The following is a 12,879-nucleotide window of genomic DNA, read 5'->3' as shown; positions in this document are numbered from 1 at the left end:
TTTATCCAATCACTCCTTCTTTTAATTTAGATAAAGCCTGTTCTAAGTCAAAAATGATGTCCTCTGAGTCTTCAATTCCTACAGAAAAGCGTAATAGACGATTACAGACACCAGATGCAATCCGAATTTCTTCCGGAATATCAGCATGTGTTTGTGTAGCCGGATAGGTAATGAAGCTTTCCGTTCCACCTAGGCTCTCAGCAAACGTAATGAGATTCATACTTTGCAAAAAGGGATTCACCCATTTTTCATCCTTTAATCGGAAAGAAACCATGCCACCTTTACCAGGATATAGAACATCTGTTACAGCTTCGTGAGTGGAAAGGTAGTTAACAATGTCCTTAGCATTCTTCTCATGACGTTCCATTCTTAGTGACAAAGTCTTCATTCCGCGCATTAATAGCCAAGAATCAAAGGGACTTAACACAGCTCCTGCACCATTATGGTAGAGAAACAGGTCTTCACAAAGCTGTTCTCCCTTTGCAACAATAAGGCCTGCGAGTACATCGTTATGACCACCCAAGTATTTCGTCGCACTATGCATAACAATATCTGCCCCAAGCTTAATCGGCTGTTGAAGAAGTGGTGTATAGAACGTATTATCTACTATTAATAAGAGTCCATATTTTTTCGCAATTCTTGAGACCTCGGCGATATCCGATTCCTGCATAAGCGGATTGGTAGGAGTTTCGATAAAAATGGCTTTCGTCTGCGGTGAAATATTATTTTCAATTTCATCAAGGTCAGAAGTGTTGACATACTTAGTGTTTAGACCCCACTTTTTATAACCTCTTTCCAACAAACGGTATGTACCGCCATATAAATCCTCGCTCACTAACCATTCATCGCCAGATTCAAACAATGAAAGAATCGTAAAAATCGCTGCCATCCCTGAACTACAGGCAAATCCTCGGTCACCGCCTTCTAAATCCGCAATCGTCTTCTCTAAGATCTGACGTGTTGGATTACCCGTACGAGTATAATCAAACCCAGTTGATTGTCCAATCCCTTCATGACGAAAGGCTGTTGAAAAATACACAGGCGGATTAACGGTGCCTGTCACCGACTCACTACGATTTCCAATTTGAGCTAGCTTCGTGTCAATTTTATACATGTCAACTCATCCCTTCTGAATATAAACAAAAAAAGCCTTCTTTCTAAGAAGAAGACTTTTGTCAGTTCGAACACAATGTCATTCTTCTTATCTCGCAAACACAAAGATTTGCAGGACTTAGCACCTTTTCAATGAAGAACATTGATGGTTGCTGAGGCTTCACAGGGCCATTCCCTCTACCTCTCTTGATAAGAACCCAAAATATTTAGATTATTTATAATAATTTACTACAGTGAAGCGGTGGTGTCAATGGTTTTTATGAATTTATCGAATGGAAGCGTTTAACTTTACTTATTATTTTTTTCCCAGATTTTAAACTTTATATAATTGATGTATTCTCTGAAATCCTCTTTTTCTATTCCATCCTCGATTGCCTTTTGGAGCATCTTTTTCCATTCATCATCTATTATTTTTTTACCATTGTGATCTACTTCGTCCTCAATTTGATCAATGCCAGTTAGTATGTATTCAATCGATACATCTAAAGGATTTGCAACCTTCATTAAAAATTGAATAGAAGGGTTTTTATTAAGATCCCGTTCAATATAGCTTAAATATGACTTCGAAACACTAGCAAGTTCTGCTAGCTCGGTAATAGAATAACCTTTTTTTTCCCTAAGTTTCTTTAATCTCTCTCCAATCATAGTATTCTCCTCATGTAAAGATTTTGTTAATGCACCATTTACCATTTTCTTACTTCATTAGGTTAACCCACTTAGATACCAATGCTTTGTATAAGTTTGACTGGAGTATTAGTGACATTGCCTTAGACTTTTATGTAGTACTCCTAACATAAGTTAGAGCCATGAATATGGAGAAACCATGTTCTAATTACTATGGATCAGATTTGAGGTTATTCCGAGCATTGTGGTTGGAATAAGCCGGAATATACAGCAGCATCGAACCACGTATGATAGTTGGAAGTAACAGCGGATCCAATAAAGGAGTTAGGCAACGTTTAATTGAAAGAGTCAGTCTTCATGTTGCAGGGCTTTTAGGAGTGATTGGTCATTATACTATTCGATGCAGAAGTTCTTTTTATGAGTAGAGAGTTTTCATATAGTTAGACCTTTCAAAGTTAATAATATTATAAAATAAATCTTGTTCTTTTTAAAGAACTAAATTCCGATAAATAGGGATTGAAAATTAACAAGAAAGTTCGGGATTTTTGTCTAAAGTTAATAGAAAAGCAAGCAATTTAGGGTATTTTTAAAATTGTTTTTTTATACCATGATGCTATAATGTTCTTAATAAAGGATGGATTTAATGTTTTCATTACCATTTTCCTATGAGTTCAAATATAATTGAGGATATTTCGTCCTTTATATTGAAAAATGTGAAAATACACCTATGTTCTATTCTAAGTAATATCAAGTAAGAGAGTCTTTGGTGAGTTTATTTGAAGTGTTCTTTAAAAGAAACGGATGGAATACGTTATGAGAAACCAAATAAAAAGAAAAGGGTGGAAAAATTGGAGCAAGAGATTAATATCAAGAGATTGTTAAACTTAATAAAGAAACGTATATGGATTTTGATAGTAACGACTATTTTATCCTCCATAGTTGGAACAATCATAAGTGTATATTATACACCCAACATATATGAATCTTCTTCTAGAATGATTGTAAATGCTGAACCAAGTTTAATGAATACGTTAATGGTAATGATAAAAGAACCGAGTTTCCTAGAGCATGTTGTCATAGAGATGGGTTTAGAGAAGACTCCTGAACAGCTAAGTCAACAAATTACGGCAGGAAGTATAGGCGGATCTACGATTGTAAAAATTACAGTCTTGGATTCAAACCCTGAAATGGCAGCTAATATTGCAAATACAACTGCTAAAGTGTTTAAACGGGAAATGCCCAATATATTGGATTTTAGTAATATTAGTATTTTTTCAGAAGCAAAAGTTAGTAAACAACCGTTAAATAGTGATCAAGAAAAGAAAATAGTAATTGCTGTGGCGGTGGGGATTTTTGCTGGGTTAGGTCTGATATTTTTATTGGACTTTTTTGATAACACGGTAAAATCTGAACGGAAAGTAGAACAAATATTGGCAATTCCTGTATTGGGGAGTGTTTCAAAAATGAATAAAAAAAATACAGCGATTACTAAAAAAGAGAGATATAAGGTAGAGGTTTGGGGGGAATCATTTGGGGATTCTAAATAGGAAACTAACAAACTCTTTAAGAATTAATTTAGTAGCTGCAATAAGTCAAAAAAGTAAAATTTCTGAGCAATATAGAACGATTCGAACCAATTTCCTTTCATCAGTAAATGGTGAGAATTATCAAACTATAGTTATGACGTCACCAAAGCGTGGAGAAGGTAAATCTACTACTGTAGCAAATTTTGCCATTGCATTAGCACAACAAGGTAAGAAAATTCTACTAATTGATGCGGACTTAAGAAGTCCAGGATCATCTTTACAATCGGCATTTAACATTGGAAATTCTATCGGTTTAAGTAATGTGTTAATAGGTAGGAATCTAATGGAGGATGCCATTTACAATACAGATATAAGAGGATTAGATCTTTTAACAAGCGGTCCTGTACCTCATAATCCTGCTGAGTTGTTAGGTTCAAAATCAATGGATATAGTAATTGACACAGTTAATAAAAATTATGATGTGGTGTTATTTGATACACCCCCAGTTTTTGAAGTTTCAGATGCAAAGATTATCGCTAATAAGTGTGATGGATTGATCCTTGTTTTACGCTGGGGAAAAACAAAAAACGAGGATGCTATAGAAGCTAAGAGATTACTGGAATCTGCTTCTGCAAAATTATTAGGAGTTATCTTAAATGATAAAACGTAGGAACCAGATTATTTTAATAGATAAAAAATGATTCTTATCCATCCTTTTGTTCTTAATAAGGAACAATAACGTTATCTTTWGTGGTGATGTCTTCTTACCAATATCAATGAAGGCACTCGGTTATGCTGTGGGTTGAAATAAACCTTAGACGCAGGTCGTCGAAAGTATGATGTGAGGTGGGGTTGAATGCCCTAATTATTAAAATTTCTCCTGAGCAGGTCTTTTAAAAGACCTGCTCAGGAGAAATTTTAATTAAATAAAAGTGTGGAGGGGAAGAGTAATAAATAATGGATCGATCAATGTAAGTTTTCCAATCTTTTTAAAGTAGAAAGGATAGAGTATATGACTTATAAACAAAGGATATCTTTTTTTATTTTTGTGGATTCATGTTTCGTAATATTAGCTGTATATTTTAGTAGTTTTCTAGTTAATGCTACAGTAAATGTTATTACTTTACCAATAATTATTACATCCATATCCATATTATTAAGTCATCATCTATTTTCCTTTAAGCTCAAATTATATAAGAAAGCATGGGAATATGCGAGTATCGGTGAATTATTAATTATTTTTAAAGTTGTCACCTCTTCAATTACTGTTTCGGGGATATTTCAACAACTTATATTAACAGACATATTCTTTAGATTATTAGGGGTTACATGGCTTCTCCATATTTTATTAATTGGCGGATCACGGTTTTTTTGGAGGGTTTACCGAGATTCACTTTTTAATAAAGGAATGGATACGAATAAAACATTAATAGTAGGTGCTGGTTCTGCAGGTACTATGGTTGCACGACAACTAATGAAGAGTCATGAATCTGGTCTATTACCAATTGGGTTTATTGATGATGATAACAAAAAACAAGGGCTGGATATTATGGGGATTCCCGTAGTGGGCGGAGTAAGTTGCATTGAATCAATCGTAAAAAGATTCAATGTTGATAATATTGTAATCGCAATTCCTTCTTTAAGGAAAAAAGAATTAAATACAATCTTTAGAGAATGTGCAAAAACAAGTGCCAAGACGCAAATTTTACCAATGATAGAAGACTTAGTTACTGGAAAAGTGTCTGTCAATCAATTTCGAGATGTACAAGTAGAGGATTTATTAGGTAGAGAACCCATTAGACTTGATATTGATAGTATTTCGGAATATTTAACAGATCAAACAGTCTTAGTTACGGGTGCTGGCGGATCAATCGGATCTGAAATTTGTCGCCAAGTGGCGTCATTTACACCGAAAAGACTTGTCTTAGTAGGACATGGCGAAAATAGTATTTATTCTATTGAAATGGAATTAGCTGAGAACTATAAAGGGAGTAAAATTGAATTTTATACAGAAATAGCCGATGTGCAGGATATAGATAAAATGAATATGATTATGGGTTTGTATCGTCCTGATGTTGTTTATCATGCGGCAGCACACAAGCATGTACCGCTAATGGAACGAAATCCAGAGGAAGCAGTAAAGAATAATATTATGGGAACGATGAATGCTGCCAGGGCCGCAAGCTGGAATGGAGTAAAAACCTTTGTGATGATTTCTACTGATAAGGCGGTAAATCCTACGAGTGTGATGGGAGCAACGAAACGTTTAGCTGAAATGATTATTCAGGATTTGGATAAGAAAAGCCAAACAAAATTTGTGGCAGTTCGATTTGGAAATGTACTCGGGAGCCGCGGCAGTGTAATTCCTTTATTTAAAAAACAAATAAAAAATGGGGGACCAGTAACGGTTACTCATCCAGATATGGTTCGATATTTCATGACAATACCTGAGGCATCAAGACTAGTAATTCAGGCAGGTTCTCTAGCCAAGGGTGGAGAAATTTTTGTTTTAGATATGGGTGACCCGGTAAAAATAGTGGATTTAGCAAAGAATCTAATTAAACTATCAGGAAACTCTCTAGAGGAAATTGGAATAGAATTTACCGGAATGAGAGCAGGAGAGAAATTGTTTGAGGAGCTTCTAAAAGCGGATGAAGTCCATGAACAGCAAATTTATCCTAAGATTTACATTGGGAAAACATCTGAGCTGTATATTGCTGATATAGAAAGGTTAATAGAGTCATTTTTGAAAATGGATAAAATGGAGCTCAGAAATAATTTACTTATGATTGCCAACTGTAAAGCAAAATCTAAAGAGTTATTACCAATTTCAATATAGGGGCGTAAAACATGAAGGTTAAAAAGGCAATTATTCAATTATTCCAGCAGCTGGTTTAGGAACAAGGTTTCCTATGATTTTGAAGGTGTACGCTACGATGTTGGCGAAAAAATGGGCTATATTAAAACGATGATTGAGTTTGCACTTCAACGAAATGATTTGAAGAATGAACTATGTGACTACCTATCAAAGGTTGCTGAGAACAACAAGGTCAAAGTAAATAAATAAGGAGTTAGTCAAATTAAATAATACACCTAATAAAGATGGTGAATAAATTGAAAAAAATACTTTTTATAACAACTTTAAGTAGAACGATAAATGCTTTTTTAGTCCCACATATAGAGAAGCTCATCAATGAAGGAAACCGAGTTGATTGTGCATGCTATATTGATGAAGATATTGATAAGAACCTAACTGCCCTGGGAGTTAGGTTTTTTCATGTTCCCTTTACTAGAAATCCGCTGCATCCTGGTAACCTAAAAGCATTTTTAGGGTTAATTAAAATTCAAAAGGATCACCAGTATGATATTGTTCATGTCCATACACCAATAGCCGCTTTATATGGAAGGTTATTAAAAACTAGATTTGAAGAATTAAAAACGGTATATACAGTACATGGTTTTCACTTTTATAGCGGTGCCCCCATTCTCAATTGGGGTATATATTATCCGATAGAAAAAATCATGGCCCATTTTACTGATACGATCATTACCATGAACTATGAGGATTATGAGAGAGCACAAAAATTAAAGGTGAAGAAAACTCACAAGATAAATGGAGTTGGAGTAGACTTTTCTTCCTATAATCTCAATTTATTTAGCAAGGAAGAGACAAGACGGAAGCTGAACTTAAGAGAAGATGATTTTGTAATTATTATGATTGCTGAAGTAAATAAAAATAAGAATCACCTTCAAATGATTGATGCTATCCAAATTCTCAAGGACAAGGGTATAGATGTTAAGGTTATTTGTGCTGGAGACGGGCCTCTTCTTAATGAAATCCAAAGGGTCATTACCATGAAGAGGTTAGATGAAAATATAAAACTGCTTGGACCTAGGGGAGATATTAATGAGTTAATCACCGCTAGTGATATAGGGATATTAATGTCCTATAGGGAGGGACTTCCAAGAAATATTATGGAATTAATGGCATGCAAAAAGCCTGTTATTGGTACTAATATAAGAGGAATTAGAGACCTCGTTGAGGATGGGGTAAGTGGTTACCTAGTAAACATTAATGATTCAAAAGAAACTGCAGAAAAAATTGAAAAACTGCTTAAAGACAAGAGCTTACGTGAAACAATGGGTTCAAATGCATTCGAGATTATAAAAGAATATGAAGTGAACAAAGTAGTTGATAGCTTAGCAGGTGTCTATATATAGGTGTACCAGCAAGACTAAAAAATCCTAAAAAAAAGGTGCTCGCATGGAAAAAATCTTTAGTCACGAGAAGTATATAACGTTTAGTTTCCAAAATATCCTGATATTATTAATGATCCTGTTTTTTAGTTTCACATCCCTAAGGTTCGGGATGTATGGACTAGGAGAGCTTATATTGTTGTTCTTTTGTGTGGCTCAAATAGTGGACCAAAAGACGATTGTAGTATCAATAAAAAATCACATCTTCTCCATTTTTTGGATAGCATATCTTGCGATCATTACGTTTGGTTATGCGATTAATACTTTCCTACGTATTGCCCTGCAATCGGTAACATTTGATTATAGGGCATATATCGTTATCTTATTCTTATGTTTTACCTTTGAGCTATTGTTTAAGAGAAGCAGCTTCATTCATTTATATAGTCTATTACGTTTTATTTATATCTGGGGCTTAGCAGTAATTGGGATTTTGTATTTCCTTTATTTACAGGGGATGAGATCATTATTCGGATTTTACTTAACATATGCAGGGTCTGATATCTTTTCCCCATTTGCTAACGACTATCACCAATTCGCATATTTTGTTGCTCCTTTACCCTTTGTTGGTTTATATATTATGAACAAAGAAAAAAGTTTCAGTCTTAGAATACTAGCCTTAGCAGGAATAATATTAAGTGTAAAGATTGGACTATCGACAACTTCCTCTACATTAGTGTCTGCTTGGGCAATTTCTGCAATGTTGTTTATTATCTTAAAAGCTGGTGAATGGTTAAAAAAACAGAATAAGTCCTTGAGTATGGTTACAGCTTTAGTCTGTTTAATGATTATCATTTTATTCTTTAACTATGAGAGGGTAATAGGTTTTGTTCAAGACTTCTTCGATGGGGACACAAATGGCCAAAACAGAATATTAATTTGGAGTAGTGCCATTCAAGCCTGGTTGCATTCGCCCATCTTTGGTTTAGGCCCAGGTTCATATAGTGGAACGCATGTTTTTGGTGGATATGAAGCACATAATACCCTTTTACAAATATTAACTCAAGGTGGAATAATAGGGGGAATTGCTTATCTCTTATTAATCTTAAGGATGGCAAGGACTACCTATATAAACATATATATTCTATGCGGGGTTGTCACGCTTGTCATGTATGGTTTTGGAATTAATGATCTAAGGAGAACAGCACTTTGGTTTTACTTTATTCTTTTTTATTTTCTGTGTTTAAAAAGTAAAGGAGAAAGGTAATGGAGTTACCTTTAATTTCAATTATTATACCGGTTTACAATGCTGAAAAAACCATTAAGCGAGCAATTAGAAGTATTCGGAAACAATCAGTCCAAAACTTTGAGTTATTGCTTGTAAATGATGGATCTTCTGATAATAGCCTTGAGATCATGAGGTATTTTGAGGAAAGGGATACTCGGATAAGGGTTTACGATATTCCGAATTCTGGAGTGAGCGGAGCGAGAAATGTTGGTATTGAACATGTACGAGGAAAATATACTACATTTTTAGATGCCGATGATTATTATGTAGAGAATGCATTAGAAAGTGTAATATCCTGCATGAATGATCAAACAGAACTGATTATATTCGGTTATAACATTGAATATGAAAATTCAGCATCAAAATGTATTCTTCCTAGTAACAAAGACTTACAATTTTTTAGGAAAAAAGCTTTTAGAAATTATGCTGTTTCATTGATAGAAAATGAAATGATTAATGCTCCTTGGAATAAAATCTATTTAACCAGTTATCTTAAGACAAACGAAATATTATTTGCACCAGAATTGGATATAGGAGAAGACCTAAAGTTTAATTTGTCCTTTGTTAGGGATGTCCAATACGTCAATATACTTAGTAAATCATTAGTTAATTACTCTCAAAAAAAGGGGGAAGGGTTGGTATCAAGGTTTAGGCCAAACCGATTTGAATTAAGGTTTGCCCTTCTTGAAGAAATAAAGGAGTTATTGTCTTATTGGGAAAACTTATTAGAAAACCAAGTCATGATAGATCGATTACTGATCAAAGATATCATGGCTTTTTTTATGGATTTTTACAAAAAAAATTGTGATTATTCTTATGATGAGAAATTGCATATTATTAATGAAGTTCTTCAAAAAAAAGATATTAGAGATGTACTAGTTAGAAATGAATTTGAGGATATCACTACAAAATTATTAGAAAGAATTCTGAAAACGTATAATAGCAAATTCATATTGTTTGCTGCAAAAATTCTTAACTTAAAGCGGGTATTAAGATGAAAATAAGTGTAATAGTAGCTGCCTACAATGTTGAAAATTATATTGACAAATGTCTTGAATCAATAAAAGCACAAACCCATAAAGATTTAGAAATAATTGTTGTTAATGATGGATCCACCGATAATACCCTCCAGAAGATTACGAATCAATCAAAAAATGATAACAGAATTATCATTTTTAATAAAGTTAATGGCGGACTAAGTTCTGCTAGAAATGCAGGACTAGATACAGCGACTGGAGAATTTATTGGATTTATTGATGGTGATGATTATATTGCTGAAGATATGTATGAAACATTATTGAGTAATATGGTAGAAACTTCTGCAGATATTTCTGTCTGTATGGTTCAAAGGGTTTACAAAAATCAATTTGTTAAGGTATCGAACTCAAATAAGATAGTTGTTTTAAATAATTTTGAGGGAATGAAAGCTTTATTAGAAGCTAAAATAATCCATCATTATGCAGTAGATAAATTATATAGCAAGAAACTATTCCAAGGTGTGAGGTATCCCGAAGGAAAGATTTTTGAAGATGTTTTTACAACATATAAACTATTTGCAAGGGCTAATAAGACTGTATATTGTGATAGTCCTAAATATTATTATGTACAAAGGGCAAATAGCATTCTTCGGAATAGCTTTAATGAAAAAAAACTTGAATATCTTGAAGCGATAAAGGAAATTTCTACTTTTATAGAAAGAGAGTATAAGGAACTAGTCAATTACTCTCTGTTTTATAATGCATATGGTAGCTGTGGACTACTTATTGAGTTATTAAAATATAGTTATAAATACCCTAAAAATGATTTTAATAATATTGGTGAGCTTCTTACGAGGAATATTAGAAATAGCCTATTAATAATGATTAAAAAAAGGGGTTCCTATAATCTTTATAAGATCCTAGGGGTGTGTTCCCTCTTTGGATATAAAATCTGTAAATTTTTAATAAGTAATAAAATTATAATGACCTATTTTAATAAGGAGAAGGAGTTATTTTAATGAGACCTAAAGCATTAGTTAGTTTTATCATACCAATATATAACTCTGAGAAGTATCTAGATAAAACTATAGAAAGTGTTCTAAACCAGTCTTATAGAGATATTGAGGTATTGTTAATTAATGATGGGTCTAAAGATAACAGTTTATTTATATGTGAAAAATATAAGGCGTTTGACAATAGGGTTCGGGTATATACTCATAAAAATCAAGGAGTTTCAGTAACTCGAAACATTGGTATAGAAGCTTCAAAAGGCAAGTATATAAGATTTATCGATTCTGATGACATAATACCTACACATTCCACTCGTATATTAGTTGAAGTAGCCGAGAAAAATGGTGCACAAATTGTAATTGGTGGACATGAGGAAAGAAGAAAAAATAATAGCGGTAATTACAAAGTAATGAAGTATTTCGCTAAGGGAAAAATCTATACACTAAATGATTTTGCAGCTGAATACTTAGCGTTAAAAAAGAAAAGAGTAATAAATGCTCTTTGGAACAAACTATTTTCTCTACAATTGATAAAAGATAACAACCTTAAATTTGACTTAGATTTATCACTTGGAGAAGATTTAGTCTTTAATCTTGGTGCTTTTAGACAATCAGAAAAAATCATTACTATAGAAAATAGCGTATACATTTATTTTATTAGAGATGAACTTAGTCTTTCACAGAAATTCTACAATGACAAATACAAAATAATCCAAAGACTATTAAAAGCTGAAAAAGAGTTTGCGGAATTATATAAGGTAGAGATTAGTGATTATCTAATAACTAACAAAATAAATGAAGGTTTATATCATATAGAAAGTATTCTAAAGAATAAGGATTTAACCTACAAGAAAAAAAAGGTGCTGGTGGAACAAACTAATAATGATTGGGAATTGCTATATGCATATAAGAAGTATAAATTAAGTAGATTTAATAAATTCTTACTTAGACTTTTAAGGTTTAACCAACTATTTTTAATGATGATAATTTGCAAAATGAAGAAACCACTAAGACGGTTAATAGTTAATCGAGGTGTTAAATGAAGAGCTTACTTTTTATCCTAGAAGCAAGTGAATTTGGTGGTGTAGAGAAATCCTTGATTGACTTGATAGAAATAATTAAAGACAAGGAAAATAAAATAACTGTCCTTTCTATATATAAATGCTTGAAGTTAGGTCAGCTGCTCCCAAAAGAGATAAATTATCAATATATCTTTGAAAAACAGAATATCCTAATAAATCGTTTTTTTAAAGTAATGTCCCCAAAATTACTTCCCTATATTTTTATTAAAAACAATTATGATTATGTTGTGGCATATCAGGAAGGTATACCAACAAAAATAGTGTCGGGTATAAATACTACAAAGACAAAAAAATATAATTGGATGCATAATGACCCAACATATAACGATAACAATATATATTACTTTTTTACAAAAGATAGATTATTAACACACCTTTTAAAATTTAATAAACGAATAAGTGTTTCACATTATATACAAAACCAATATAATGATTATCTTTCTAAGAATGTTGATAGTATCGTCATCTATAATGCCATTGATGAGGTAAATGTAAGAAGACTTGCCGAATCTGATAACCATTACCCATTCGATAATGGCCTTAAGATTTGCTGTATTGGAAGATTGTCCGAAGAAAAAAACTTTATCGCCGTTATTTCTACAATTAAAAAAATTAGAGATGAAAATTACGATGTTAATCTAACCATAATTGGATCAGGACCTGAGAAGAGCAACTTATTAAAAGCAATTAAAACATATAACTTGGAACAGAGTGTAAAGATATTGAATTTTGTTGATAATCCATATGTTTACATGAAGAAATGTGATGTAATAGTTTGTAGCTCTAAGGTCGAATCATTTGGTTTGGTGGTAGCTGAAGCCATGGTCTTAAATAAATTTATTTTATCTACTAAATGTGGTGGACCGGAAGAATTGCTGAAGGAATACAGAAAAGGCATATTATTAGAGTCTGATTTTTATCTATATGATGGAATACACCAAATACTATTATTAAAAAACATGGAAAACAATATTAGTGAAGATATACCTAGATATCCTTTTTCAAAGGCTGTAGTACTAAAAAATTGTAGAAATTTATTTAGTTAGAAAAATATTCTTACAATTT

Annotated in this window: 11 protein-coding genes and 1 riboswitch; of the genes, 9 read left to right on the top strand and 2 right to left on the bottom strand. The window is 32.7% G+C overall.

Annotation, left to right across the window (positions count from 1 at the left end; all coding sequences use genetic code 11):
* Position 1: 1 nt before the first annotated feature.
* Both BTR25_RS14810 and BTR25_RS14805 read right to left on the bottom strand, forming a co-directional pair.
* A complete protein-coding gene (locus BTR25_RS14810) occupies positions 2-1,114 on the bottom strand; it encodes a methionine biosynthesis PLP-dependent protein (protein WP_075688815.1) in 1,113 nt (370 codons plus the stop codon).
* Between the two features lie 84 nt (positions 1,115-1,198).
* Positions 1,199-1,309: riboswitch (SAM riboswitch) on the bottom strand.
* Between the two features lie 92 nt (positions 1,310-1,401).
* Entirely contained in the window at positions 1,402-1,758 is a 357-nt protein-coding gene (locus BTR25_RS14805) for a helix-turn-helix domain-containing protein (protein ID WP_075688847.1), read from the bottom strand.
* A gap of 827 nt (positions 1,759-2,585) precedes the next feature.
* On the opposite strand from BTR25_RS14805, the gene BTR25_RS14800 reads away from it, so the two are divergent.
* From BTR25_RS14800 to BTR25_RS14760, 9 genes are all read left to right on the top strand, one after another.
* A complete protein-coding gene (locus tag BTR25_RS14800) occupies positions 2,586-3,284 on the top strand; it encodes a YveK family protein (protein WP_075688846.1) in 699 nt (232 codons plus the stop codon).
* Positions 3,268-3,933: a CpsD/CapB family tyrosine-protein kinase gene (locus BTR25_RS14795; protein ID WP_075688814.1), complete on the top strand. Its 666-nt coding sequence runs from the start codon at positions 3,268-3,270 to the stop codon at positions 3,931-3,933. Before BTR25_RS14800 ends, BTR25_RS14795 begins: the two co-directional genes overlap by 17 nt.
* 342 nt (positions 3,934-4,275) lie before the next feature.
* Positions 4,276-6,102: a polysaccharide biosynthesis protein gene (locus BTR25_RS14790; RefSeq protein ID WP_075688813.1), complete on the top strand. Its 1,827-nt coding sequence runs from the start codon at positions 4,276-4,278 to the stop codon at positions 6,100-6,102.
* A 275-nt stretch (positions 6,103-6,377) separates the two neighbouring features.
* Entirely contained in the window at positions 6,378-7,484 is a 1,107-nt protein-coding gene (locus BTR25_RS14785; protein ID WP_075688845.1) for a glycosyltransferase family 4 protein, read from the top strand.
* A 172-nt stretch (positions 7,485-7,656) separates the two neighbouring features.
* Positions 7,657-8,724, top strand: a complete 1,068-nt coding sequence (locus BTR25_RS14780) for an O-antigen ligase family protein (RefSeq protein WP_075688812.1) — start codon at positions 7,657-7,659, stop codon at positions 8,722-8,724.
* Complete coding sequence (locus BTR25_RS14775) at positions 8,724-9,743, top strand: glycosyltransferase family 2 protein (protein WP_075688811.1); 1,020 nt, start codon at positions 8,724-8,726, stop codon at positions 9,741-9,743. Before BTR25_RS14780 ends, BTR25_RS14775 begins: the two co-directional genes overlap by 1 nt.
* A complete protein-coding gene (locus tag BTR25_RS14770) occupies positions 9,740-10,741 on the top strand; it encodes a glycosyltransferase family 2 protein (RefSeq protein WP_075688810.1) in 1,002 nt (333 codons plus the stop codon). Before BTR25_RS14775 ends, BTR25_RS14770 begins: the two co-directional genes overlap by 4 nt.
* Complete coding sequence (locus BTR25_RS14765; RefSeq protein ID WP_075688809.1) at positions 10,741-11,775, top strand: glycosyltransferase family 2 protein; 1,035 nt, start codon at positions 10,741-10,743, stop codon at positions 11,773-11,775. Before BTR25_RS14770 ends, BTR25_RS14765 begins: the two co-directional genes overlap by 1 nt.
* Positions 11,772-12,860, top strand: a complete 1,089-nt coding sequence (locus BTR25_RS14760) for a glycosyltransferase (RefSeq protein WP_075688808.1) — start codon at positions 11,772-11,774, stop codon at positions 12,858-12,860. The genes BTR25_RS14765 and BTR25_RS14760 overlap by 4 nt, the downstream gene beginning before the upstream one ends.
* The last annotated feature ends 19 nt before the right edge of the window (positions 12,861-12,879 follow it).

The organism is Bacillus sp. MRMR6, assembly GCF_001940785.1.
In the GTDB taxonomy this organism is placed as follows: Bacteria; Bacillota; Bacilli; order Bacillales; family Cytobacillaceae; genus Neobacillus.
The sequence above is the reverse complement of the archived record's forward strand: the minus strand, read 5'-3'. Positions and strand labels throughout refer to the sequence as shown.

What these genes read in the sequence shown, in the direction of transcription:
- BTR25_RS14810 (WP_075688815.1), bottom strand. Translation starts at nt 1,114, where the DNA reads ATGTATAAAATTGACACGAAGCTAGCTCAAATTGGAAATCGTAGTGAG.
- BTR25_RS14805 (WP_075688847.1), bottom strand. Translation starts at nt 1,758, where the DNA reads ATGATTGGAGAGAGATTAAAGAAACTTAGGGAAAAAAAAGGTTATTCT.
- BTR25_RS14790 (WP_075688813.1), top strand. Translation starts at nt 4,276, where the DNA reads ATGACTTATAAACAAAGGATATCTTTTTTTATTTTTGTGGATTCATGT.
- BTR25_RS14770 (WP_075688810.1), top strand. Translation starts at nt 9,740, where the DNA reads ATGAAAATAAGTGTAATAGTAGCTGCCTACAATGTTGAAAATTATATT.
- BTR25_RS14765 (WP_075688809.1), top strand. Translation starts at nt 10,741, where the DNA reads ATGAGACCTAAAGCATTAGTTAGTTTTATCATACCAATATATAACTCT.
- BTR25_RS14760 (WP_075688808.1), top strand. Translation starts at nt 11,772, where the DNA reads ATGAAGAGCTTACTTTTTATCCTAGAAGCAAGTGAATTTGGTGGTGTA.
- BTR25_RS14775 (WP_075688811.1), top strand. Translation starts at nt 8,724, where the DNA reads ATGGAGTTACCTTTAATTTCAATTATTATACCGGTTTACAATGCTGAA.